General features: G+C 64.2%; 22 protein-coding genes. 18 read left to right on the top strand and 4 right to left on the bottom strand.

Annotated features, from left to right (window positions below):
- Both QZY06_RS13885 and QZY06_RS13880 read right to left on the bottom strand, forming a co-directional pair.
- The coding region (locus QZY06_RS13885; RefSeq protein WP_295685522.1) for an SPFH domain-containing protein at positions 1–921 on the bottom strand (921 nt) is incomplete at its 3' end.
- Positions 922–1,081: 160 nt separating this feature from the next.
- Positions 1,082–1,522: a SufE family protein gene (locus tag QZY06_RS13880; RefSeq protein ID WP_295685519.1), complete on the bottom strand. Its 441-nt coding sequence runs from the start codon at positions 1,520–1,522 to the stop codon at positions 1,082–1,084.
- Between the two features lie 91 nt (positions 1,523–1,613).
- Between QZY06_RS13880 and msrP the strand changes: the two genes are divergently transcribed.
- The 8 genes from msrP to QZY06_RS13840 all read left to right on the top strand — a co-directional run bounded on the left by msrP (position 1,614) and on the right by QZY06_RS13840 (position 8,087).
- Positions 1,614–2,600, top strand: coding sequence for a protein-methionine-sulfoxide reductase catalytic subunit MsrP (gene msrP, locus QZY06_RS13875; protein ID WP_367275645.1), 987 nt, complete (start codon positions 1,614–1,616; stop codon positions 2,598–2,600).
- A complete protein-coding gene (locus QZY06_RS13870) occupies positions 2,600–3,286 on the top strand; it encodes a sulfite oxidase heme-binding subunit YedZ (RefSeq protein WP_295685512.1) in 687 nt (228 codons plus the stop codon). Before msrP ends, QZY06_RS13870 begins: the two co-directional genes overlap by 1 nt.
- Complete coding sequence (gene rph, locus QZY06_RS13865; RefSeq protein WP_295685510.1) at positions 3,258–3,974, top strand: ribonuclease PH; 717 nt, start codon at positions 3,258–3,260, stop codon at positions 3,972–3,974. Before QZY06_RS13870 ends, rph begins: the two co-directional genes overlap by 29 nt.
- Before the next feature lie 17 nt (positions 3,975–3,991).
- Positions 3,992–4,582: an RdgB/HAM1 family non-canonical purine NTP pyrophosphatase gene (rdgB, locus tag QZY06_RS13860; RefSeq protein WP_295685508.1), complete on the top strand. Its 591-nt coding sequence runs from the start codon at positions 3,992–3,994 to the stop codon at positions 4,580–4,582.
- Entirely contained in the window at positions 4,579–5,730 is a 1,152-nt protein-coding gene (gene hemW, locus QZY06_RS13855) for a radical SAM family heme chaperone HemW (RefSeq protein ID WP_295685506.1), read from the top strand. Before rdgB ends, hemW begins: the two co-directional genes overlap by 4 nt.
- 28 nt (positions 5,731–5,758) lie before the next feature.
- A complete protein-coding gene (locus QZY06_RS13850) occupies positions 5,759–6,157 on the top strand; it encodes a CPXCG motif-containing cysteine-rich protein (protein ID WP_295685504.1) in 399 nt (132 codons plus the stop codon).
- Between the two features lie 104 nt (positions 6,158–6,261).
- Positions 6,262–6,501, top strand: a complete 240-nt coding sequence (locus QZY06_RS13845) for a type B 50S ribosomal protein L31 (protein WP_293390767.1) — start codon at positions 6,262–6,264, stop codon at positions 6,499–6,501.
- A 296-nt stretch (positions 6,502–6,797) separates the two neighbouring features.
- Entirely contained in the window at positions 6,798–8,087 is a 1,290-nt protein-coding gene (locus QZY06_RS13840) for a citrate synthase (RefSeq protein ID WP_295685502.1), read from the top strand.
- A gap of 72 nt (positions 8,088–8,159) precedes the next feature.
- Here QZY06_RS13840 and QZY06_RS13835 read toward each other — a convergent pair whose 3' ends face one another.
- Together QZY06_RS13835 and QZY06_RS13830 are read right to left on the bottom strand one after the other, a co-directional pair.
- On the bottom strand, positions 8,160–8,816 hold the full coding sequence (locus tag QZY06_RS13835; RefSeq protein ID WP_295685499.1) for a hypothetical protein: 657 nt from the start codon (positions 8,814–8,816) through the stop codon (positions 8,160–8,162).
- Positions 8,816–11,248 carry a penicillin-binding protein 1A gene (locus tag QZY06_RS13830; RefSeq protein ID WP_295685496.1) on the bottom strand — a complete coding sequence of 811 codons (2,433 nt, stop codon included), beginning with the start codon at positions 11,246–11,248 and terminating at the stop codon, positions 8,816–8,818. Before QZY06_RS13830 ends, QZY06_RS13835 begins: the two co-directional genes overlap by 1 nt.
- Positions 11,249–11,567: 319 nt before the next feature.
- On the opposite strand from QZY06_RS13830, the gene QZY06_RS13825 reads away from it, so the two are divergent.
- From QZY06_RS13825 to QZY06_RS13780, 10 genes are all read left to right on the top strand, one after another.
- A complete protein-coding gene (locus tag QZY06_RS13825; protein WP_295685493.1) occupies positions 11,568–12,653 on the top strand; it encodes a pilus assembly protein PilM in 1,086 nt (361 codons plus the stop codon).
- 8 nt (positions 12,654–12,661) lie between these two features.
- The gene (locus tag QZY06_RS13820; RefSeq protein ID WP_295685490.1) at positions 12,662–13,264 is read left to right on the top strand and encodes a PilN domain-containing protein; all 603 of its coding nucleotides are present in this window, start codon (positions 12,662–12,664) and stop codon (positions 13,262–13,264) included.
- The gene (locus tag QZY06_RS13815; protein WP_295685487.1) at positions 13,261–13,932 is read left to right on the top strand and encodes a type 4a pilus biogenesis protein PilO; all 672 of its coding nucleotides are present in this window, start codon (positions 13,261–13,263) and stop codon (positions 13,930–13,932) included. Before QZY06_RS13820 ends, QZY06_RS13815 begins: the two co-directional genes overlap by 4 nt.
- Positions 13,929–14,450 (top strand): pilus assembly protein PilP, encoded by a 522-nt coding sequence (locus QZY06_RS13810; RefSeq protein WP_295685484.1) that lies wholly within the window; start codon positions 13,929–13,931, stop codon positions 14,448–14,450. Before QZY06_RS13815 ends, QZY06_RS13810 begins: the two co-directional genes overlap by 4 nt.
- A gap of 158 nt (positions 14,451–14,608) precedes the next feature.
- A complete protein-coding gene (pilQ, locus tag QZY06_RS13805; protein ID WP_295685481.1) occupies positions 14,609–16,777 on the top strand; it encodes a type IV pilus secretin PilQ in 2,169 nt (722 codons plus the stop codon).
- Positions 16,778–16,835: 58 nt separating this feature from the next.
- Positions 16,836–17,402 carry a shikimate kinase AroK gene (gene aroK / locus QZY06_RS13800; RefSeq protein ID WP_293390741.1) on the top strand — a complete coding sequence of 189 codons (567 nt, stop codon included), beginning with the start codon at positions 16,836–16,838 and terminating at the stop codon, positions 17,400–17,402.
- Complete coding sequence (aroB, locus tag QZY06_RS13795; RefSeq protein WP_295685477.1) at positions 17,387–18,511, top strand: 3-dehydroquinate synthase; 1,125 nt, start codon at positions 17,387–17,389, stop codon at positions 18,509–18,511. Before aroK ends, aroB begins: the two co-directional genes overlap by 16 nt.
- Positions 18,508–19,656, top strand: a complete 1,149-nt coding sequence (locus QZY06_RS13790) for a deoxyguanosinetriphosphate triphosphohydrolase (RefSeq protein WP_295685474.1) — start codon at positions 18,508–18,510, stop codon at positions 19,654–19,656. Before aroB ends, QZY06_RS13790 begins: the two co-directional genes overlap by 4 nt.
- A gap of 35 nt (positions 19,657–19,691) precedes the next feature.
- The gene (locus tag QZY06_RS13785; RefSeq protein ID WP_295685471.1) at positions 19,692–20,387 is read left to right on the top strand and encodes a transposase; all 696 of its coding nucleotides are present in this window, start codon (positions 19,692–19,694) and stop codon (positions 20,385–20,387) included.
- Positions 20,388–20,588: 201 nt separating this feature from the next.
- The coding region (locus QZY06_RS13780; protein ID WP_295685468.1) for a glutamate synthase central domain-containing protein at positions 20,589–23,464 on the top strand (2,876 nt) is incomplete at its 3' end.

Genomic DNA, 23,464 nt, shown 5'->3' with positions numbered 1-23,464 from the left:
TTTCGCGAGATCGGCAATGCCGCCGATCGCGCCGATCACGCTGGCGGCTTCCAGCGGCATGAACACCAGCTTCTGGTTCGGGCTGGTGGCGATGTCCTTCAGCGCTTCGATGTACTTGGTGGCGACGAAGTAATTGATCGCCTGCACGTCGCCCTGGGCGATGGCGGCGGAGACCCGAGCCGTTGCATTGGCTTCGGCTTCGGCCTGGCGCTCGCGCGCTTCGGCATCGCGGAACGCGGCTTCCTTGCGACCTTCGGCGTCGAGGATCGCCTGCTGCTTCATGCCTTCGGCGGACAGGATCTGCGCCTGCTGCGCACCCTGGGCCTTGAGGATGGCGCTCTGCTTCATGCCTTCGGCTTCGAGGATCGAGGCGCGCTTGTCGCGCTCGGCCTTCATCTGCCGGCCCATGCTTTCGACCAGATCCATCGGCGGCCGGATGTCCTTGATCTCGATGCGGGTGACCTTGATGCCCCAGGGCGAGGTCGCCTGATCGACCACGGCCAGCAGGCGGGTATTGATGTGATCGCGCTGGCTGAGCAGCTCGTCGAGATCCATCGAGCCCATCACCGTGCGCAGATTGGTCTGGGTGAGATTGAGGATCGCGTACTGCAGGTTCTGCACTTCGTAGGCGGCGCGGGCGGCGTCGAGCACCTGGTAGAACACCACGCCATCAACGCCGACCATGGCGTTGTCCTTGGTGATGACTTCCTGCGACGGCACGTCGAGCACCTGTTCCATCATCGACAGCTTGCGGCCGATGCGATCGACGAAGGGCACCAGCCACTGCAGGCCGGGCGTGAACGTTGCGCGATACTTGCCGAAGCGCTCGATCGTGTACTCCGCGCCTTGCGGCACCGTGACCACGGCCTTGAACAGCGTGACAAGGGCGAATATGAGCAGCGCCAGCGCAAAGATCGACATGGGGTTACTCCGGTAGACGACTTGATTCTACTCGTCGATCTGTGAGCGCCTTGTGTCCCCGCCGATTCCGTAGGGCGGGCCTCGCCCGCCGGCACCTTCAGCCCATCAAGGAACAGGCGGGCAAGGCCCGCCCCACCCGCATCGTGACGATCGCTGTGGGTCAGCCCGCCGCGGCAGCGGCCATCGCCTTGATGCGCTCGACCATCGCGTAGAAGCCGTTGCGACGGTTCATCGACAGATGGCTTTCCAGGCCCAGCTGCGCGAACGCGGCCTTGATATCGGTATCGAGCACCTGTTGCGCGGTGCGGCCATCGGTCAGCGCCAGGATCAGCGCGATCAGGCCCTTGACGATGTGGGCATCGGAATCGCCTCTGAGATGCAGGCGGGAGTCGTCGCCGACTTCGCCGGCCAGCCAGACCTGGCTCATGCAGCCGCGCACCTTGTTGATCTCGCTGTGCTCGGCCTCCGGCATCTCCGGCAGCTTGCGGCCGAGTTCGATCAGGTAGCGATAGCGCTCCTCCCAATCGCCGAGCATGTCGAAGGTATCGACCAGTTCCTGCAGCGCTTCGTTGTCTTGCGTGTTCAAGCGTCCGTCTTTCATGTCTTCGCGTACTTGAACCATGTTACGGCGAAACCGGCTGGTTAAGCTGCGGTCAGACCGTTATCACTGCCTGACCCGAGCCACCGACATGCTGATCCGCGTAGCCCCCGAGTTTCCGATTGCGTCCAGCGAGATCACGCCCGAGCGGGTGTTCCAGGATCGCCGGCATTTTCTCGCCAAGATGGGCCTGGCAACCGCCGGGCTGGCGCTGTCCGCCTGCAGCGATGCCAAGGAAGCGCCGCAGGCAGAACCTGCCGCTGCCGATGGCGCGGCCAAGTCCGGCCTGGCCACGCTCGAGGTCAGCAAGAAGACCGAGATGGCCGGCGGCGAAAAGGTCTGCAGCTACGACGACATCACGCAATACAACAACTATTACGAGTTCGGCACCGGCAAGTCGGACCCGGCGAGCTACTCGGGCACGCTGAAGCCGCGTCCCTGGTCGGTGACCGTCGAAGGCGAATGCGATGCTCCGGGTGTGCTCGGCATCGACGATCTGATCAAGCCCCATGCGCTGGAAGAACGCATCTACCGCATGCGCTGTGTCGAAGCCTGGAGCGTCGTCGTGCCCTGGATCGGCTTTCCGCTGGCCGATCTGATCAAGCGCCTCAAGCCGAACTCCAAGGCCAAGTACGTGCAGTTCTTCACGCTCGCCGATCCGGTGCAGATGCCGATGATCAAGCGACGCGTGCTGGATTATCCGTATCGCGAAGCCTTGCGCATCGACGAAGCCATGCACCCGCTGGCGTTCATGGTGGTGGGTCTCTATGGCCGGGTGCTGCCGAACCAGAACGGCGCGCCGCTGCGGCTGATCACGCCGTGGAAGTACGGCTTCAAGGGGGTCAAGTCGATCGTCAAGATCCGCTTCACCGAAACCCAGCCGGAAACCACCTGGAACCAGCTCGGCGCCGATGAGTATGGTTTTTACGCGAACGTCAATCCGGCGGTCGATCATCCGCGCTGGAGCCAGGCCAGTGAACGCCGCCTCGGCGAGCTGTTCCGGCGTTCGACGCTGCCATTCAACGGCTATCCGGAAGTGGCCTCGCTGTACGCCGGCATGGATCTGCGCAAGAACTACTGATGACCATCAGCCCGGTGGCCCGGCTGCGGCTGGCGCGAGCGCTGATCTGGCTGCTGGCGCTGGCGCCGCTGGCGATGCTCGTCGAGCGGCTGTTGAACGGCCGGCTCGGGGCGAATCCGATCGAGTTCCTCGAGCACGCGCTCGGCGACTGGTCGCTGCGCTTCCTGCTGCTGAGTCTGGCGATGACGCCGCTGCGCAGCCTCACCGGCTGGGTCTGGCCGCTGAAGCTGCGGCGAACCGTCGGCTTGTGGGCGTTTGCCTACATCTGCCTGCATTTCTCCGTCTACATCGTCTTCGATCTCAACATCCTGGCACCGGCCCAGGCGCTGGCGAAGCTCGGCGAGGATCTGGTCAAGCGCCTGTACATCACCGTCGGCTTCACCGCCTGGCTGTTCCTGCTGCCGCTGGCGATCACTTCGACCGACGGTTGGCAGCGGCGTCTGAAGCGGCGCTGGAAAATGCTCCACCGGCTGGTCTATCCGGCGGCGATCCTCGGCGTGCTGCACTACGTCTGGCTGGTCAAGAAAGACCTGTCAGAACCGCTGCTGTACGCCGCCATCCTCGCCGTGCTGCTGGTCTGGCGGTTGCCTTGGGCCCGGGCTTGGCCTCGGATGGGCGGCGGTATACTCCGCGCCCGTTCCCCTGCCGCAGACCCACGTGACCCGTCCCTCAAACCGCGCGCCTGACCAGCTTCGTCCCGTCACGATCCAGCGTCAGTTCACGCGCCATGCCGAAGGTTCGGTGCTGGTCGCGTTCGGCGATACCCAGGTGCTGTGCACGGCGAGCGTCGAGGAACGCGGCCCCTCGTGGAAGAAGGACGGCGGCTGGCTGACCGCCGAGTACGGCATGCTGCCGCGCTCCACGCATACGCGCTCCAAGCGTGAAGCGGCGCAGGGCAAGCAGAGCGGCCGCACCCAGGAAATCCAGCGCCTGATCGGCCGTTCCCTGCGCTCGGTGCTCGATCTCGACGCCATGGCCGGCCTGACCATCACCATCGACTGCGACGTGCTGCAGGCCGATGGCGGCACCCGCACCGCGAGCATCACCGGCGGCTATGTCGCGCTCGCCGATGCGATCGCCCATCTGCGCAAGATCGGCAAGATCAAGCGCGACCCGCTGCACGGCCAGGTCGCCGCGGTATCGGTCGGCATCTACAACGGCACGCCGGTGCTCGATCTCGACTACCCCGAGGACTCGAACTGCGAGACCGACATGAACGTGGTCATGAACGCCGCCGGCGGCTTCATCGAAGTGCAGGGCACTGCCGAAGGGCACGCCTTCCAGCGCAGCGAACTCGATGCCCTGCTCGGCCTCGCCCAGAAGGGCATCGCCGAGCTGTGCGCGATCCAGCAGCAGGCGCTGGCCGCGCGCTGATCGCGCCGGGCTGAATCATGGGCGCGCTCGTTCTCGCCAGCCGCAACCGCAAGAAGCTGATCGAGCTGGAAAGCCTGCTTGCACCGCTCGGCTATCAGCTGAAGCTGGTCTCCGAGTTCAGCGATGTCGAGCCGGAAGAAACCGCGCCGACTTTCGTCGAGAACGCGCTGATCAAGGCGCGTCACGCGGCGCAGGTGTCCGGCTTGCCGGCGATTGCCGACGACTCCGGTCTCGAAGTCGGCGCGCTCGGTGGCGCACCTGGCGTCTATTCGGCGCGCTACGCGGGAACCCAGGGCGACGATGCCGCGAACAACGCCAAGCTGCTCGCCGCACTGGCCGAAACGCCCGATGAGCAGCGCGACGCCCGCTTTGTCTCGGTGCTGGCGCTGCTGCGCCATGCCGACGATCCGGTGCCGCTGATCGCTTTCGGCGCCTGGCCGGGTCGCATCCTGCGCGAGCCGCGCGGTGCCAACGGTTTCGGCTATGACCCGCTGTTTCTCGATCTCGTGTCCGGCCAGTCCGCCGCCGAACTGAGCGCTGCGACCAAGAACACGCTCAGCCATCGCGCCCGGGCGTTCGCGGCGCTGCTGGCGCAACTGCAGCCGTGACCGGTGTCGAGGCGGCAGCGATTCCGCTGTCGCTATACCTGCACTTTCCCTGGTGCGTGGCCAAGTGTCCGTACTGCGATTTCAACTCGCACGGCCTTCGCGGCGCAGTGCCGGAAGATGCCTACGTCGCGGCGCTGATCCGCGATCTCGATTTCGAGCTGCAGCAGCCGGAATCGCGGCCGATCCAGTCGATCTTCATGGGCGGTGGCACGCCGAGCCTGTTTTCTGGGCGGGCGATCGCGTCGGTGCTCGAAGCGTTTGCCCGGCGGCTCCACTTCGCGCCGGACATCGAGATCACGCTGGAAGCCAATCCGGGCACCGTCGACGCCGGCTATTTCCGTGATTACCGAACAGCAGGGGTCAATCGCCTGTCGATCGGCGTGCAGAGCCTGAACGACGCGATGCTCAAGCGGCTCGGCCGCATTCACGGCCATGACGATGCAGTGAGCGCCGTGCGCATTGCCCGCGCGGCGGGTTTCGACAATCTGAATCTCGATCTGATGTTCGCGCTGCCCGAGCAGAGCGAAGCCGAAGCGGCAGCGGATTTGCGCGAGGCGATCGCGCTCGGCCCCGAGCATCTGAGCTATTACCAGCTGACCCTGGAGCCGAACACCGAATTTGCCGCCCGGCCGCCTGCGCTTCCGGATGACGACTCGGCCTGGGCGATGCAATTGGCCGGGCAGGCGCTGCTCGCCGACCAGGGCTATGCGCAGTACGAGGTTTCGGCCTACGCGCAGCCGGGGCGGCAGAGCCGGCACAACCGCAACTACTGGCAGTTCGGCGACTACCTCGGCATCGGCGCCGGCGCTCATGGCAAGCGCACGTTCGCCGATCGCATCGAACGCCGCGCGCGGCACAAGCTGCCGAAGACCTATCAGGCCGCTGCCGGTCAGGCGTCGTCGCTGCAGGAACAGCGGGAAGTCGGCGCATTGGAGCTGCCGTTCGAGTTCGCGATGAACGCGTTGCGCCTGAACGAAGGCTTCAGTCCGGCGCTGTTCGAGGCGCGGACCGGGCTTGCACTGTCCGAAATCGAGCCCAGACTGGCGAAGCTGGCGGCACGGGGTTTGCTCGAGCGGGATGAGGCGATCGTCCGCCCGACTGCGCTCGGCCGCGCGCATCTGAATACACTAATCAGCGAGTTTCTCTGATCCTGCCTCCGACCCCGCACTCCCGACCATGCGCGAAGAAGCTGAAGTCATCTGCCCGGCCTGCCACGAATCGATCCCGCTGACGGTCGATCCGGACAAGGGTTCGAAAACCTGGGTCGAGGAATGCTGTGTTTGCGACTCGCCGATGACCGTGCGGCTGCTGGTCGACGAGGACGAGGAGTACACGATCAGCGTCAAGGAAGTCGTCGAAGCCGTTGATGACGCCGAAGGCGGCGATATCCTCGAAGAAACCAAGGTCACCTGTCCGGCCTGCTGGGAAATCATTCCGCTGACCATCGATCTCAGCGCCGGCTCGCAGACCTACAGCGAGGACTGCAGCGTCTGCTGCCGGCCGATGACGGTGCGGGTCTGGGTGTCGGACGATCTGGACGAGCACACCGTCGACGTCGAAGCCGAAAGCGACTGAAGGCGGGCATTCTGGCGAAGGACTTGCCTCGATCCGGCCAGTTCATTAGACTCCGCGTCCTTTCGCCCTCCGCTGTCCGGTAGGCACCAACCTCCGAGGACGCCATGAAGCCCAACATCCATCCCGAATATTCCGAAGTTGCCTTCAAGGACAACTCCGCCGACAAGACCTTCATCATCCGTACCACGCTGAAGCCGCGTGAAACGATCGTGATCGACGGCAAGACCTATCCGCTGCTGAACCTGGACGTGTCCAGCGCTTCGCACCCGTTCTACACGGGCAAGCAGAAGGTTGCCGACATCGGCGGCCGTATCGACAAGTTCCGCAAGCGCTACGCTTCCTGATCTGTCTTCAGCCCCGCGCTGTGAAAAAGCCGCCTTCGGGCGGCTTTTTTGTGTCCCTTGCTGAGTCTGGTTCGCGCTGAGCACAGGAAAGCACAGGCTTCCGGTGTTTTGATCGAGCCAGACTATGGCCGAAGGACACCGAAAATCGTTATGCTTGCCGGACTCGCCGGGAAATCCCCCAAGACCCTTCTGCCACCTCCCACGGTGTGCACTGGGTTTTTGTGCGGATTGATTGCGGCGCTGCACATTTCTTGCGGGACGCAATGCCGTCCCAACAGTCAGACGGAGAAGATGCGATGACGAGCTACAGCCTGCTGAACAACGAAACCGGCGAGAAGGTCGATCTGCCGCTGGTAAAAGGCACGCTGGGGCCGGCTGGTGCCGATGTCGGCAAGGTCTACGACAAGATGGATCTGTTCACCTACGATCCCGGTTTCACGTCGACCTGCTCGTGCAAGAGCGCGATCACCTACATCGATGGCGACCAGGGCATCCTGCTGTACCGCGGCTACCCGGTTGATCAGCTGGCGAATCACTCTTCGTTCATCGAAGTCGCCTACCTGATCCTGCACGGCGAGCTGCCGAACAAGACCGAACTCGACGAGTTCGACGCCTCGATCCGTCGCCACACGATGATCAACGAGTCGCTGCTGAGCTTCTACAAGGGCTTCAACTACGACGCGCATCCGATGGCGATGCTCACCGGCATCGTCGGTTCGCTGTCGGCGTTCTATCACGACACGACCAACAACAAGGATCCGAAGCACCGCGAGATCTTTGCCCACCGGATGATCGCGAAGATCCCGACGATCGCGGCTGCCGCGTACAAGAAGTACTTCGGCCAGCCGTTCATGTATCCGAAGAACTCGCTCGACTACTGCTCGAACCTGCTGCACATGATGTTCGCGGTGCCGGCCGAGGATTACGAGATCAATCCGGTCGCCGCCAAGGCGCTGGACGTGCTGTTCATCCTGCACGCCGATCACGAGCAGAACGCCTCGACTAGCACCGTGCGTATGGCCGGTTCGACCGGCACCAATCCGTACGCTGCGATTTCGTCCGGCATTGCTGCGCTCTGGGGCCCGGCACACGGCGGCGCCAACGAAGCCGTGTTGAGGATGCTCGAGGAAATCGGCGACGTGAAGAACGTCCAGACCTTCATGGACAAGGTCAAGGACAAGAATTCCGGCGTCCGCCTGATGGGCTTCGGCCATCGCGTGTACAAGAACTTCGATCCGCGCGCGACGATCATCCGCGAGCAGTGCCACAAGGTGCTCAAGGAACTGAAGATCGACGATCCGCAGCTCGAACTGGCGATGAAGCTGGAAGAGATCGCGCTGAACGACGACTACTTCAAGTCGCGCAAGCTGTACCCGAATGTCGATTTCTACTCGGGCATCATCTACAAGGCCCTCGGCATCCCGGTGAACATGTTCACGCCGATGTTCGCGATCGCTCGCACGGTTGGCTGGGTCGCTCACTGGAACGAGATGAACGCCGATCCGGCCGGCCTGAAGATCGCCCGTCCGCGTCAGGTCTACACCGGCGCGCCGGTGCGCGAGTATCAGGCGATCTCGACGCGCTGATCGTCTGAGGCAGCAGAGAAGGCCAGCTTTCGAGCTGGCCTTTTTCGTTGCGGTGCTGCTCGCCAGCCGTATTTAGCTAGGCGTCTGGCTGCCGAGTATCGCGTCGATGCCGACGGCTGCCAGTGCTTCGGCATCGGCCAGGTTCAAGCGCTTCATCGGCAGGCCATCGCTAGGCGATAGCGGCGTGCGGCGCAGATCGTCGAGCCCGAACATGGCGATGTCGATGCCGATCTCGCCGGCCTCGAAACGGGCCAGCGGCACCGGCACTTCGGTGCCATCCGGGTAGCGATAGTCGCGCTCGTCCTGTTCGAACGGGATACCGCGATCCTGCAGGAAGAAATCGAGCGTCTCGGGACGATCGGCGAAGCCGTGGATCTGCACGCGGTGCGCAGCCGTGATCGCGCCGCTGACCACCGCGCCGACCAGCCGTGGCGAGAAGCCCGACTGCAGCAGCTTCATCGCCTGTACGGCGGCGCGGCGCATGGCGATCAGGTGGCCGGCGTAATCACTGCCGCCGAAGATCCGCTGGTACTCGATCACCGCGGCCTGAATACTGGCGTTGTCAGGCAGCGCGCCGCGGCTGCTGAGGCCAAGCCGCTGCAGCGCCTTCAGCTTGGCGCTGCGGTAGTCGAGCACGTCCTCCTCGCAGATGATCCGCGCTGTTTCCGCGATCACTTCACGGCTCAGGTCGCTGCCGTGGCTGCTGCTCGGGGCGCTACGCCGGCTCATCAGAAGATGTCGGCGGCGGCGTTGTCTGGATTGCCGTAAGGGCTGATGCCGTCATCCGGTGGCGGCAGGTGATCGCTCTGCACGATCTCGGACAGCGAGCCCGGCGTGCCGCCAGCCACCAGCTTGCCGGTGGCCGGATTGATCGCGATATCGGTCAGGCCCGGCGGCCTCGGCTGCTTGGTCTGCGGCACGCCCTTCAGCGCGGTCTTCATGTAATCCATCCACATCGGCACCGCGGCGCGACCACCGACCTCACCACGGCCGAGCGGCTTCGGCTGGTCGAAACCGACCCAGGCGACCGCGACCAGCGTGGTCGAAAAGCCGTTGAACCAGGCATCGGTCTCATCGTTCGAGGTCGCCGTCTTGCCGGCCAGATCATCGCGGCCGAGGCTCCTGACCTGGGACGCGGTGCCACGCGTGACCACGTCATGCAGCATGCTGCTGATCAGGTAGTCGAGCGTGGATGCCAGCACCCGCGGTGCACGATCTTCCGGCGGCACCAGCGCTTCGGGTGCTTCCACCGTCTGCGGCGCTGGAACGGCGACCGGTTGACCGGTGACCGGATCGAGCACGGGTTCCGGCGGCGGCGCATCGCAGGCCGGACAGGCCAGCTTCGGCCGGGCGTGGAACACCTCGCGGCCAGTGCCATCGGTGATCGAGGCGATGAAATAGGGATCGATCAGGAAGCCGCCGTTGGCGAACACCGAATAGGCGCGGGCCTGCTCCATCGGCGTCATCGAGGCGCTGCCGAGGGCGACGGTCAGATCGGCCGGCAGGCGGGATTTGTCGAAGCCGAAACGCGAGGCGAACTCGCGCGTGTATTCGATGCCGACGGCCTGCGCGACTCTCACCGACACCAGGTTGCGCGACAGCGCCAGCGCATCGCGCAGCCGCATCGGGCCGCGGAACTTGCCTTCGTAGTTGCCAGGCCGCCAGTCGTCGTCCGGATTGACGCTGGAGGTGAACACCACCGGCGCGTCGAGGAAGATCGAGGCCGGCGTGTAGCCTTTCGACAAGGCCGCCGTATACAGGAAGGGCTTGAAACCGCTGCCGACCTGACGACGTGCCTGGGTCACGCGGTTGAAATTGCCGAGGAAGAAATCGTAGCCGCCGACCAGCGATTGCACGCCGCCGTCACGCGGATCGAGCGCGATGAAGGCGCCCTGCACTTCGGGAATCTGAGTCAGCCGCAGGTTGCTGCCGATCTTGGCGATACGGACGATGTCGCCGGCGGCGAGCGTCCGCTTCTCGTTGAAGCCGGCCCAGGCGAATGCGGTCTTCGGCAGTTCGACGACGCCGTTGTCGGTGACCACGCGCAGCAGTTCCGGCGTCAGGCTGAGCACCACGGCTGGCTGCAGACCGGCCACTGGGGGCCGTGCGGCCAGCTGCACCAGTACTTCCGGCGACGATGGCTTGCTGCTCAGGGTTGCCAGCAGTGCCGGCGGCAGTTTCGCTTCGGCGCCGTTGTAGCCATGGCGCTCTTCGTAGGCCAGCAGGCCGCCTCTGAGCGCGGCATTGGCGGCGAGCTGACGGGTCGAGTCGAGCGTCGTGGTCACCACGTAGCCATCGGTGTAGGTGGCTTCGCCATGCTTGGCGTACAGCTCGGCGCGGACCATCTCGGCGACATAGCTGGCTTCCACTTCCACCAGCGCCGGATGCTCGAAGGCGGTGATCGGCTCGGCGGTGGCGGTCTTCCAGGCGCTGTCGTCGATATAGCCGAGATCGTGCATGCGGCGCAGCACGTAGTCGCGGCGATTCTTCGCGCGGTCGGCATTATTCAGCGGGTTGTCGCGCGACGGTGCTTTCGGCAGGCCGGCGATCAAGGCCATCTCGCCGACGGTGAGCTTGCTGACTTCGCGGCCGAAGTAGACCGAAGCCGCAGCGCCGACACCGTAGGCGCGATTGCCCAGGAAGATGCGGTTCAGGTACAGCTCGAGAATCTGCTCCTTGCTCAGCTCGCTTTCGATCTTCCGGGCCAGGAAGATTTCCTTGATCTTGCGGGTGAAGCTGCGCTCGTTGGTCAGATAGACATTGCGCGCCAGCTGCATGGTGATCGTCGAACCACCCTGGCGTTTCTGGCCGGTGGTGGCCAGCACCACGGCGGCACGCGCAAGGCCGGCGACATCGACACCCGAATGCTCGAAGAAGCGATCATCCTCGGCGGCCAGGAAAGCCTGTACCAGCGGCTTGGGAAGTTGCGCATAGGTCAGCGGTTCACGCCGTTCGGCGCCGAACTCGCCGATCAGTTTTCCGTCCCGCGTATAAACCCGGAGTGGCACGCCGAGACGGATTTCGTGCAGGCTTGCCACCGAAGGCAGTTGCGGCATCACCCAGGCGCGCAGCATCAGAAAACCGCCGGCGGCAGCAAGGCTCAACACCAGCAGGCTGATCAGGGCGATGCGGCCGACGAGGCGGCGGCGATCAGGAGACACGGGTTTCGATCACGGATATCGGTCCTGGAATTGGCCTTGGGGAATGGCCCGGCAAATGACTTGGAAAATGCGCTGTAATGGACCGGAAACTGCAGGCTCTGGGGAGTGCTTTCTGGTGATCCATCCGGCCATCCTCGACGGCTCTTGAGGGTTCACCTTTCATCGCCTGCTTTGGGACTCCCATCAGGCACTTAGGCAAGTAAGTTGTTGCTGCGGCGTAAACAACATGGACTATATTAAGTCCTGCTCGGGAAGCCGTCATCAAAGCCCGACCGCCGCAGTTCGCGAGGGCTCGTCAACTGGGGTGTGTGGGGACAACATGTCGATCAAACAGTCGCTGTTCGGAAGGCGGAGCCGGGAGCTGATCGGTCTGGATATTTCATCCAGCGCGGTCAAGCTGCTGGAGTTGAGCCGTCGCGGCGATCGCTACAGCGTTGAATCCTTCGCCATCGAACTGCTGCCGCCGAACTGCGTCGTCGACCGCCAGATTGCCGACCCGCGCGCCGTCGGCGAAGTGATCCTGAAAGCGATGAACCGGGCCGGCACCCGCAACCGTCAGTGCGCCGTCGCGGTCGCTGGCTCCTCGGTGATCAGCAAGGTCATTTCGATGCCCGCGTCCTTGAAGGACAACGACATGGAAGAGCAGATCAAGGCCGAGGCCGATCAGTACATTCCGTATCCGATCGACGAAGTGAATCTCGATTTCCAGGTGCTTGGCCCCACGGCCCATGACAAGGAAAGCGTCGACGTGCTGCTCGCCGCCTGCCGCAAGGAACAGGTCGAATCGCGGATCGCCGCACTCGAGATCGCGGGCCTGACGCCGCTGATCGTCGACATCGAGGCCTACGCGCTCGAGAATTCCTGCGAACTGCTGACCCATCAGATGCCGGCGCTTGGCGTCGGCAAGACAGTTGCCATCGTCGATGTCGGCGCCTCGACGACTTCGCTGCTGGTGCTTCACGACCTGCAGACCGTCTACACCCGCGATCAATCCTTCGGCGGTCGACAGCTGACCGAGGACATCATGCGGTTCTACGGCATGAGCTTCGAAGAAGCCGGCAAGGCCACGCGCCTCGGCAACCTGCCGGCCAATTACGACGCCGAAGTGCTGAGCCATTTCATTGCCGACATGGCCCAGCAGATCGATCGCGCGCTGCAGTTCTTCTTCGCCGCCGCCTCCCGCCACAACGTCATCGACCAGCTGATCCTGGCCGGCGGCTGCGCCCATATCCCGGGTGTCGACGCGGCGATCCAGAAGCGTCTGCAGATTCCCTGCGTGATCGCCCAGCCGTTCGCCAAGATGAATGTCGATTCCCGCGCCAAGCCGGCGCAGCTCGGTCAGGACCAGGCGTCGATGCTGATCGCAGCCGGATTGGCGCTGCGCGCCTTCGATCAAGAGAGTTAGGTCCAGACATGACAACCCGGATCAATCTGCTCGATTGGCGTGCCGCCCGGCGCGCGCGACGGCGCCAGGAATTCCTGACCATGGTCGGGCTCGGAGTCGGTGCCGCGGTGGCGCTGCTCGGGCTCGGCTATGTGACGATCACCGGCGCCGTCGAGCACCAGCAGAACCGCAACCAATACCTGACTGCGCAGATCAAGGATCTCGACAAGCAGATCAAGGAAATCGAGGAGCTGGAGAAGGTCAAGGCCAATCTGGTGTCGCGCATGAACGTGATCCAGCAGCTGCAGGAAAGCCGCTCGGCCACCGTCCATTTCTTCGACGAGATCGTCAACACGCTGCCCGACGGCATCTATCCGAATTCGATCAAGCAGAGCGGCCAGAACGTCACCATCGAAGGCGTGGCGGAATCCTCCGGCCGCATCTCGGCCTATCTGAAGAATCTCGATTCCAGCCCCTGGTTCAAGGACCCGAAACTGGTGGTGATCAAGACCGGCGAAAAGAACCGCCAGCGCAACAGCGATTTCACCCTGCAGGTCACCAACCTGACCAAGGCTTCGGCGGATGACGCCGCCGCGGCCAGCGCCTCAGGCCGCACCGAGGTGAAGCCATGACCGTTCAGGAGGCATTCGCCGAGCTGCAAGCACTGGACCTGAAGAATCCGGGCGCCTGGCCACGCTGGGCGCATATCGGCGCCGCGGTGATGGCGTTCATCGTGCTGGTCGGCTTCGGTGTCTGGACGTTCCTGAAGCCCGAGTACGAAACGCTCGGCGTCGAGGAGCAGACCGAACAGACCTTGCGTGCCGAGTTCGAGAAGAAGCAGCAGAAGGTCGCCGCACTCGATGCCTACAAGGCGCAGCTGGAAACCATGGAGCGCGATTTCGGCGCCATGCTGCGCCAGTTGCCGAGCAAGACCGAGGTCGAGAACCTGCTCAACGACATCTCCCAGACGCGCGTCGCGTCCAGCCTGGAAGAAGAGCTGTTCCAGCCGCAGACGGAAATTCCCAAGGATTTCTACGCCGAGGTGCCGAACCGGATCGTGGTCACCGGCAGCTACCACCAGATGGGCGCTTTCGTTGGCGGCGTCGCGGCGCTGCCGCGCATCGTCACCATCGATGAAGTCGAGATCAAGCCGGCCGGTGGCACGGCGCAGCAGGGCCTCGGTCGAGGTGCCCTGCGCATGAGCGCGCTGGCCAAGACGTATCGCTATCTCGATGAAAGCGAAATCACTGCCACGGATCCCGCTGCCGGCCGCGCCGGTCGCCGTGGAGCGCGCCAATGAGCCGCCATCACTGTTGGGCTCTGCCCTTGCTGGCCAGCCTGATGCTGTCGGCCTGCAGCAACAGCATGAGTGATCTCGAGGGCTGGGTGGCCGAGGTCAAGGCGCGCAAGACCACGCAGATCGATCCGATTCCGCAGATGAAGCAGTACGAGGCCTACGCCTACGTCGGCGACAACCGCCGCGATCCGTTCGTCAACTCGCCGGAAGCGCAGCAGCGTGCCGATGGCGGCGAAAACTCGGCACTACGCCCGGACCTGAATCGCAACAAGGAACCGCTGGAAGAATTCCCGATCGATGCGCTGCGCCTGGTCGGCATGGTGGTCTTTTCCGGCAAGACCTACGCGATGGTCAAGGCGCCGGACGCGGTCATCCACCGAGTCACCATCGGCGATCACATGGGCCAGAACTACGGCCGTATCAACAAGGTCACCGAGGCTGAAGTGAGCCTCACCGAAATCATTCCGGATGGCTTCGGCGGTTTCACCGAACGGGCGGCGGCGCTGGCCGCAACCGAATGAATCGCCAGCCGCACCCGACTGAACGTCACCACCCCCGAACGATGCTGCACTGGAGCACCACGATGTCGACTCGAACCGCCTCTGCAGATCGGAGGGCTCACCCGGGAAGCAAGGCTGTGATCAGCGGGGCGGGATGGCTGCATCGTGCCGCGGCACTGATGCTGCTGGCGCTCGTCACTCTGGGCCTGCCGGTGCAGGCCCAGACTCAGACCCAGACGGTGCGCTCGCTGCAGAGCATGGACTTCGTCGCGCTCGACGGTGATCGCGTGCTGCTGACCCTGACCATGTCGTCCACGGCACCGGAGCCGGTGGTGTTCGCCATCGACAAGCCGGCGCGCCTGTCGATCGATCTGCCGGATACCACGCTGGCGCTGCTCAACCGCTATCGCAAGGTCAATGTCGGCCTGGTTCGTTCGGTGGCCGCTGCCGAGGCCAAGGGCCGGTCGCGCATCGTCGTCGAAATGAACGCGCTGACGCCGCACACAGTGCGCGTCGACGGCAACAAGATCTACCTCGAACTCGCCGGTCTCACCGGCGCGCTGTCGTCACCGACGGTCGCCAGGCCGTTGCCGCCGCAGACGTCTACCACTGTTGCCCCGGCGATGGCGCCGGCAAGAGCGGCTGCGAGCAGCGCACCGGCGCAGGGCCTGATTTCGAACATCGACTTCCGCCGCGGCGAGAAGGGCGAAGGCCGGGTCATCGTTTCGCTCGGCGATACCCGCAATGCGGTCGATGTCCGCGAGGAAGGCGGCAAGATCGTGGTCCGTTTCAAGAACACCTCGGTGCCGGAACGCCTGGCCAAGCGCTTCGACGTGCTCGATTTCGCCACCCCGGTGAAGTTCATCGACGCCTCCCGCGACGGCGCCAATGCCCAGCTCATCGTCACCCCGATCGCCGCCGGCGACTTCGAGCAGGTGGCCTATCAGTCCGGCAACGTGTTCACGCTGGAACTGCAGCCGATCTCGCAGGAGAAGCTCGACGAGCGTCGCCGTCTGGAGCCGCAGTACACCGGCGAAAAGATCAGCCTGTCGTTCCAGAGCATCGATGTGCGCTCGCTGCTGCAGATCATCGCCGACGTCGCCCAAACCAACATGGTGGTCTCCGATTCGGTGACCGGCCAGATCGCGATGCGCCTGCAGAACGTGCCCTGGGATCAGGCGCTGGACATCATCCTGCGCACCAAGGGCCTCGGCCAGCGCAAGTCCGGCAACGTGATCCTGGTGGCGCCGCTCGATGAACTGGCTCAGCGCGAAAAGGCCGATCTGGAGAACGAAAAGCAGAAGGTGCAGCTCGCCGCACTCCGCTCGGAAATCATCCAGGTCAACTACGCCAAGGCCAGCGAGCTGGCGAGCCTGATCAAATCGAAAGACAACTCGGTATTGTCCGAGCGCGGCAGCGTCACCGTCGACGAGCGCACCAACACCATGCTGGTGCTGGAAACGCGCGACAAGCTCGGCGAGATCCGCGCGCTGGTGCAGCGCCTCGACATTCCGGTCCGCCAGGTGCTGATCGAGTCGCGCATCGTCGTCGCCCGCTCGAACTTCGATCGTGAATTCGGCGCCCGCTTCGGCTTCAGCGGCAACCGCACGCGGGACGGCGGCAACGGCGGCCTGATCTCGACCAGCGGCAGCGGCGAAGGCACAAATACCTCGTTGAGCGGCTCGCCGACCGGCCTGCCATCGATCGGCGGCTCGACGCCTGCACCGCGCGCGGCGGGTGCGATCGGTGATCGCTACAACGTCAATCTGCCGGTCGCCAATCCGGCCGGCAGCATCGCGCTGGCCATTCTCGGCCGCAATTCGCTGATCGATCTGGAACTGTCGGCGCTGCAGTCCGAAGGCAAGGGCGAAGTGATTTCCTCACCCCGAGTGATCACCGCCAACGGCAAGCAGGCGGCGATTGAACAGGGCCGTGAAATCCCGTTCCAGAACGCCACGTCCAGCGGCGCCACGGCGGTGCAGTTCAAGAAGGCGGTGCTGAGCCTGAACGTGACGCCGCAGATCACGCCGGACAACCGGGTGATCATGGATCTCGCGGTCACCAACGATTCGCAGGGTACGGATGTCGCCCAGAGCGGCGGTGGTTCGGCGCCAGCGATCGATACCCGCAAGGTCACCACCCAGGTGCTGGTCGACAACGGCCAGACCGTGGTGCTTGGCGGCATCTACGAGCAGACCAGCAACGACAGCGTCACCAAGGTGCCTCTGCTCGGCGACATCCCGGTGCTCGGCGTGCTGTTCCGCAACAAGATCAAGATCCAGAACAAGACCGAGCTGCTGATCTTCATCACGCCGAAAATCCTCAGCGAGGGCCTGAAGGTAAACTGACGGTCGCGGCCTGGGTGCAGGGGCGGGCCGCACAGGCCCGAACTCGCATCCGAAGCCGGTGAACAGCAAGCGCAACATCTACCTCGTTGGCCCGATGGGCGCCGGCAAGACCACGGTCGGGCGACGGCTCGCCGATGCCTGCCGGCTGGAATTCGTCGATTCCGACCAGGTGGTCGAGGCGCGCACCGGCGTCAACATCGCCTTCATCTTCGAGAAGGAAGGCGAGGCCGGTTTCCGCAAGCGTGAATCCGCGGCGATCGCCGAACTGGTGCAGCGCGACGGCATCGTGCTGTCGACTGGCGGCGGAGCGGTGATGGATGCGGATTCCCGCGCCCTGCTCGCTGCCCGCGGCTTCGTCGTCTATCTGCACGCCAGCGTCGATCACCAGATCGCCCGCACCGAGCGCACCGACAACCGGCCGTTGTTGCAGGTCGGGGATCGCCGTGACACGCTCCAGCGCCTGTTCGCGCTGCGCGATCCGCTGTACCGCGAAATTGCCGATTTCATCGTCCACACCGATGGGCGCAACGCTCGCGCTCTCGCCCGCGAGATTGAAGATCATCTGGTCCGCCCCATTGCCGCACCCGCCCCTGCCGCACCATTGAAGCCATGCGTCGACTCCTAAGCGTTGAACTCGGCGAACGCAGCTATCCGCTGGCGATCGGCGCCGGCCTGCTGGCCGATCCGGAGTCCTATGCCGAGCTGCGCGGCAAGACCCTGCGCATCGTCACCGATGCCAACGTCGCTGCCCGTTATCTCGATCCGGTGCTCGATGCCCTGAACCTGACCCGCGAGCACGCCTTCGTGCTGCCGGCCGGTGAACTGCAGAAGACCTGGGCCAATGCCGAACAGGTGCTCGACTGGCTGCTGGCCAGCCGCATCGCCCGCGATGGCGTGCTGATCGCCCTCGGCGGCGGCGTGATCGGTGATCTGACCGGTTTCGTCGCTTCGATCTACCAGCGCGGCATCGCCTTCGTGCAGATGCCGACCACCTTGTTGTCGCAGGTCGATTCCTCGGTCGGCGGCAAGACCGGCGTCAACCACGCGCGCGGCAAGAACCTGATCGGTGCCTTCCACCAGCCGATCGCCGTGTTCGCCGATACCGACACCCTGAACACACTGCCGCCGCGCGAGCTGTCGGCCGGCCTGGCCGAAGTGATCAAGTGCGGCATGCTCGGCGATGCCGCGCTGTTCGCCCGACTCGAGCGCGATCTCGACGCGATCCTGGGACTCGATCCGAACGCCGTCGCCGAAGCCGTCGAGCGCTGCTGCAAGCTGAAGGCGCGGATCGTCGCGCTCGACGAACGCGAATCGCTGGCCGGTGGCCCACGTACCTTGCTGAACCTCGGCCATACCTTCGGCCACGCGGTCGAAACCTTCACCCGATACGAGACCTGGCTGCACGGTGAAGCGGTGGGCCTCGGTCTGGCGATGGCCGCAGACATGTCGATGCGCCTCGGCTGGCTGAAGCCCGAGGATGCCGAGCGCTGCCTGAAGCTGATCGAGCGCGCCAAGCTGCCGGTGCGTCCGCCGGCGGCGATGACCCCGGACGATTTCCGCAGCCTGATGGCGCGCGACAAGAAAGTGGCCGCCGGCAAGTTGCGCCTGGTGCTGATGCGGGCGATCGGCGAAGCGGCGACCACGGCCGATTTCGATGTTGCCGCGCTTGATGCCACGCTGGACCATTTCTGCACCCCTTCCGACGCAGCGGGCACCGCGACGCAAGCCGCATGACGCTCGCGCCCTACGCTGCGCGCGAGGATCGCTCGCGAGGCCGCCGCCACGCCGAAGCGCCGCCGCAGGGCCGCAGCGAGTACCAGCGCGATCGTGATCGCATCATCCATTCGGCGGCGTTCCGCCGGCTCGAATACAAGACTCAGGTCTTCGTCAGCCACGAAGGCGATCTCTATCGCAATCGCCTGACCCATTCGCTGGAAGTCGCCCAGATCACCCGCAGCCTCGCCCGCGGCCTGCATCTGAACGAGGACCTCGCCGAAACCATCGCTCTCGCCCACGACCTCGGCCACACGCCCTTCGGCCACGCCGGCCAGGACGCCCTCGACGACTGTCTAAAGACGCAAGGAGGCTTCGAGCACAACGCGCAAAGCCTGCGGGTGGTCGATGAGCTCGAAGACAAGTACGCCGAGTTCCGCGGCCTGAACCTCACGTTCGAAACCCGCGAAGGCATCCTCAAGCACTGCTCGCTGAGCCGCGCGGCGACGCTCGGCGATGTCGGCGAGCGCTTTCTGAGCAAGCAGCAGCCTGGCCTCGAAGCCCAGCTGACCAACATCGCCGACCAGATCGCCTACAACAATCACGATGTCGACGACGGCCTGCGCGCCGGCCTGCTGAGCATCGAACAGATGTGCGAAGTGCCGCTGTTCGCGCGCTTCCACGCTGAAGTCACGGCGCGCTACACGGCGCTGACGCCGCGCCAGCTGCGCCATGAAACGATCCGCCGGATGATCAACGCGCTGGTCATCGATCTGCACAGCGAAACCACGCGGCGTCTGGCCGAGCAGGAGTTGGCCGATATCGACGCCGTGCGCAGCCATGGCAAGCCGCTGGTCTCGTTCAGTGAAGCGATGCAGCGCGAAAACCGCGACCTGAAGCGCTACCTCAGCGAGCACCTGTACAGCCACCACCAGGTCTACCGGGTGATGCACAAGGCCCGGCGCATCGTCCGCGAGCTGTTCGAAGCGCTGCATGCCGACATCCGCCTGCTGCCGCCTGAGTTTCATGCCGCGGCGGGCGCTGCGGCAGCGACCGCCGGCGAGACCGGGCAGGCGCGGGTGGTGGCGGATTACGTGGCGGGGATGACGGATCGCTTTGCGCAGGATGAGCACGCGCGGCTGTACGACTTGAGGCAGTTGCGATGAACCGGTCCGTCTGCTGACACGCTGGAGCGACGACCTTGGCTCGCCTCCCCCGCCTGACCGTCCCCGGCTACCCGCACCACGTCATTCAGCGCGGCAACAACCGGCAGCCGGTATTCGTCGACGATCAGGACCGGGAAACCCTGCTCGGTCTGCTCAGCGAGTACGCGACGAAGCACAGGGTGGCGATCCATTCCTGGGTGCTGATGGGCAACCATTTCCACCTGCTGGCCACGCCGTCCACCGATAAGGGCTTGCCGCTGATGATGCAGGCGCTCGGCCGGCGGTACGTGCAGATCTTCAACCGGCGCCATGTGCGCACCGGCACGCTCTGGGAAGGGCGTTATCGCGCCACTTTGGTGCAGACCGATCGCTACCTGCTCGCCTGCATGGCCTACATCGATCTCAATCCGGTGCGCGCCGGGCTGGTGACGAAAGCGGCCGACTGGCGCTGGTCCAGCCATCGCCATTACATCGGGCTGCATCAGGATCGGCTGCTGACACCGCATCCGCTGTGCTGGGCGCTTGGTAACACACCATTCGCGCGCGAAGCGGCTTATGCCGATCTGGTGCAACAAGGTGTCGCGCTTGATCAGCAGGCGCTGCTCACCGATGCAACGCTCAAAGGCTGGGCATTGGGCGATCGCGCGTTCCTTGACCAGATCGAAGTGCAGTCCGATCGTCGGACTACGCGTGGTCGCGCTGGTCGGCCAGCGCTGAAAAAACCGGGCTGATCGGCGCTCAGGTTCGGCACGTTTCAACTTTAAACAAATAATTAACAACAGATTTCAACCTGTCCCCAATTTAAATGCGGGCCGGCGTCAGGCGAAATTAATATGTATCTGACCCCAATTAAATATGGGGCTGTGGTCTTGGCATTCTTGTTGCGGCGCAGTACGCTCCTGTCCCCCTGCCAGACCTTCCTCAGGTTAGCCATGTCGCACGAGCCCGCATCACCCGCCCAGCGTCTGCACGCCGAACAGCACGGCCTGTACCGCAAGTCCAATGAGCATGACGCCTGCGGCATCGGCTTCATCGCCAACATCAAGGGCGACAAGGCGCATTCGATCGTCGAGCAGGGGCTGCTGATCCTGAAGAACCTCGAGCATCGCGGCGCGGTCGGTGCCGACCCGCTGATGGGCGATGGCGCCGGCATCATGATCCAGGTGCCGGATCAGCTCTATCGCGAGGAAATGGCCAAGCAGGGCGTCGAACTGCCGCCGCTTGGCGAGTACGGCGTCGGCATGGTGTTCCTGCCGAAGGAAAGTGCTTCGCGTATCGCCTGCGAGCAGGAGATCGAGCGCGCTGTCGTCGACGAAGGGCAGATCGTGCTCGGCTGGCGCGACGTGCCGGTCGATCTGAACATGCCGATGTCGCCGACCGTGCGCGCCAAGGAGCCGGTGATCCGCGAGATCTTCATCGGCCGCGGTCCGGACATCACGGTGACCGACGCCTTGGAACGCAAGCTCTACGTGATCCGCAAGGCTTCCGGCCACGCGATCCGCGGCCTGAACCTGATCCACGGCAAGGAATTCTTCGTGCCGTCGATGTCGGCGAAGACCGTCGTCTACAAGGGTCTGTTGCTAGCCGATCAGGTCGGCGTCTATTACCTCGATCTGCAGGACGAGCGCTGCGTCTCGGCCCTCGCGCTGGTTCATCAGCGCTTCTCGACCAACACCTTCCCGGAATGGCCGCTGGCTCATCCGTACCGGATGGTCGCGCACAACGGCGAGATCAACACGGTCAAGGGCAACTTCAACTGGATGCGCGCCCGCGAAGGCGTGATGAAGTCGGCCGAGCTGGGCGACGATCTGCAAAAACTCTTTCCGCTGATCTACGAAGGCCAGAGCGATACCGCCTGCTTCGACAACGCCCTCGAACTGCTGGTGATGGCCGGCTACCCGATCGCCCACGCGATGATGATGATGATTCCCGAGGCCTGGGAAAATCACACGTTGATGGACGAGCAGCGCCGTGCGTTCTACGAGTATCACGCGGCGATGATGGAGCCCTGGGACGGCCCGGCGGCGATCTGCTTCACCGATGGCCGTTACATCGGCGGCACGCTCGATCGCAACGGCCTGCGCCCCTGCCGCTTCATCGAAACCGACGATGACCTCGTGGTCATGGCCTCGGAATCCGGCGTGTTGCCGATCGAGGAATCGCGGATCACCAAGAAGTGGCGCCTGCAGCCGGGCCGCATGTTCCTGATCGACCTTGAAGAAGGCCGGATCATCGAAGACGAGGAAATCAAGGACACCTATGCCAGTGCCGAGCCGTACAAGGCCTGGATCAACCGCGTGCGCATCAAGCTCGACGAGCTGAAGACGCTGCCGGCGAAGAACCCGCAGGAGCCGTCGTCGGTGTCGCTGCTCGATCGCCAGCAGGCGTTCGGCTATACGCAGGAAGACATCCGCGTGCTGATGTCGCCGATGGCCGTCGCCGCCGAGGAAGCCACCGGCTCGATGGGCAACGATTCGCCGCTGCCGGTGATGTCGAACAAGCTGAAGCCGCTCTACAGCTACTTCAAGCAGCTGTTCGCGCAGGTCACCAATCCGCCGATCGATCCGATCCGCGAAGCGATGGTGATGTCGCTGGTGTCGTTCATCGGCCCGAAGCCGAACCTGCTCGACACCGCCAACCTGAATCCGCAGATGCGTCTGGAAGTGAGCCAGCCGGTGCTCGACTTCTCCGACATGGCGAAGCTGCGCGACATCGGCGCGCACACGCGCGGCAAGTTCAAGAGCTACGAGATCGACATCTGCTATCCGGTCGCCTGGGGCAAGGAAGGCGTGGAAGCACGCCTGGCCAGCCTGTGCGCGACGGCGGTCGATGCGGTCAAGGATGGCCACAACATCCTGGTGCTGACCGATCGCAAGATGGACGCCGATTTCGTTGCGATCCCGGCTTTGCTCGCCACCTCCGCGATCCATCTGCACCTGGTCAACAAGGGCCTGCGTACCTCCACCGGCCTGGTCGTCGAGACCGGTTCGGCGCGTGAAGTGCACCATTTCGCGCTGCTCGGCGGTTACGGCGCGGAAGCGATCCATCCGTATCTGGCGATGGAAACGCTGGGCGCGATGGCCCAGGGCCTGCCGGGCGAATTGAGCCCGGATCAGGCGATCTACAACTACAAGAAGGCGGTGTCGAAGGGCCTGATGAAGGTCATGTCGAAGATGGGCATCTCGACCTGGATGTCCTACTGCGGCGCGCAGATCTTCGAAGCGATCGGCCTGAACCGCGCGGTGATCGACAAGTATTTCAGCGGCACGCCGTCGTCGATCGAAGGCATCGGTGTGTTCGAAGTCGCCGAAGAGGCAGTGCGTCTGCACAAGCTCGCCTTCGGCAACGACAAGGTGCTGGCCAACATGCTCGATGCCGGCGGCGAGTACGCCTTCCGCGTTCGTGGCGAAGAGCACATGTGGACGCCGGACGCGATCGCCAAGCTGCAGCATTCGACCAAGGCGAACAGCTTCTCGACGTACAAGGAATACGCCCAGATCATCAATGATCAGAGCAAGCGTCACATGACCTTGCGCGGCCTGTTCGAGTTCAAGGTCGATCCGGCGAAAGCGATCCCGATCGACGAAGTCGAACCGGCGAAGGAAATCGTCAAGCGCTTCGCCACTGGTGCCATGTCGCTCGGCTCGATCTCGACCGAAGCGCACGCGACACTGGCCGTGGCGATGAACCGCATCGGCGGCAAGTCCAACACCGGCGAAGGCGGCGAAGATCCTGCGCGTTATCGCCTCGAGAAGCAGGGCATCGTCATCAAGGACGGCGCGACGATGGCGTCGGTCATCGGCGAAGA

The sequence above is a fragment of the uncultured Nevskia sp. genome, from assembly GCF_903885465.1.
GTDB lineage: Bacteria > Pseudomonadota > Gammaproteobacteria > Nevskiales > Nevskiaceae > Nevskia.
Note: the sequence above shows the minus strand (reverse complement) of the source record. Positions and strands in the feature narration are given on the sequence as shown.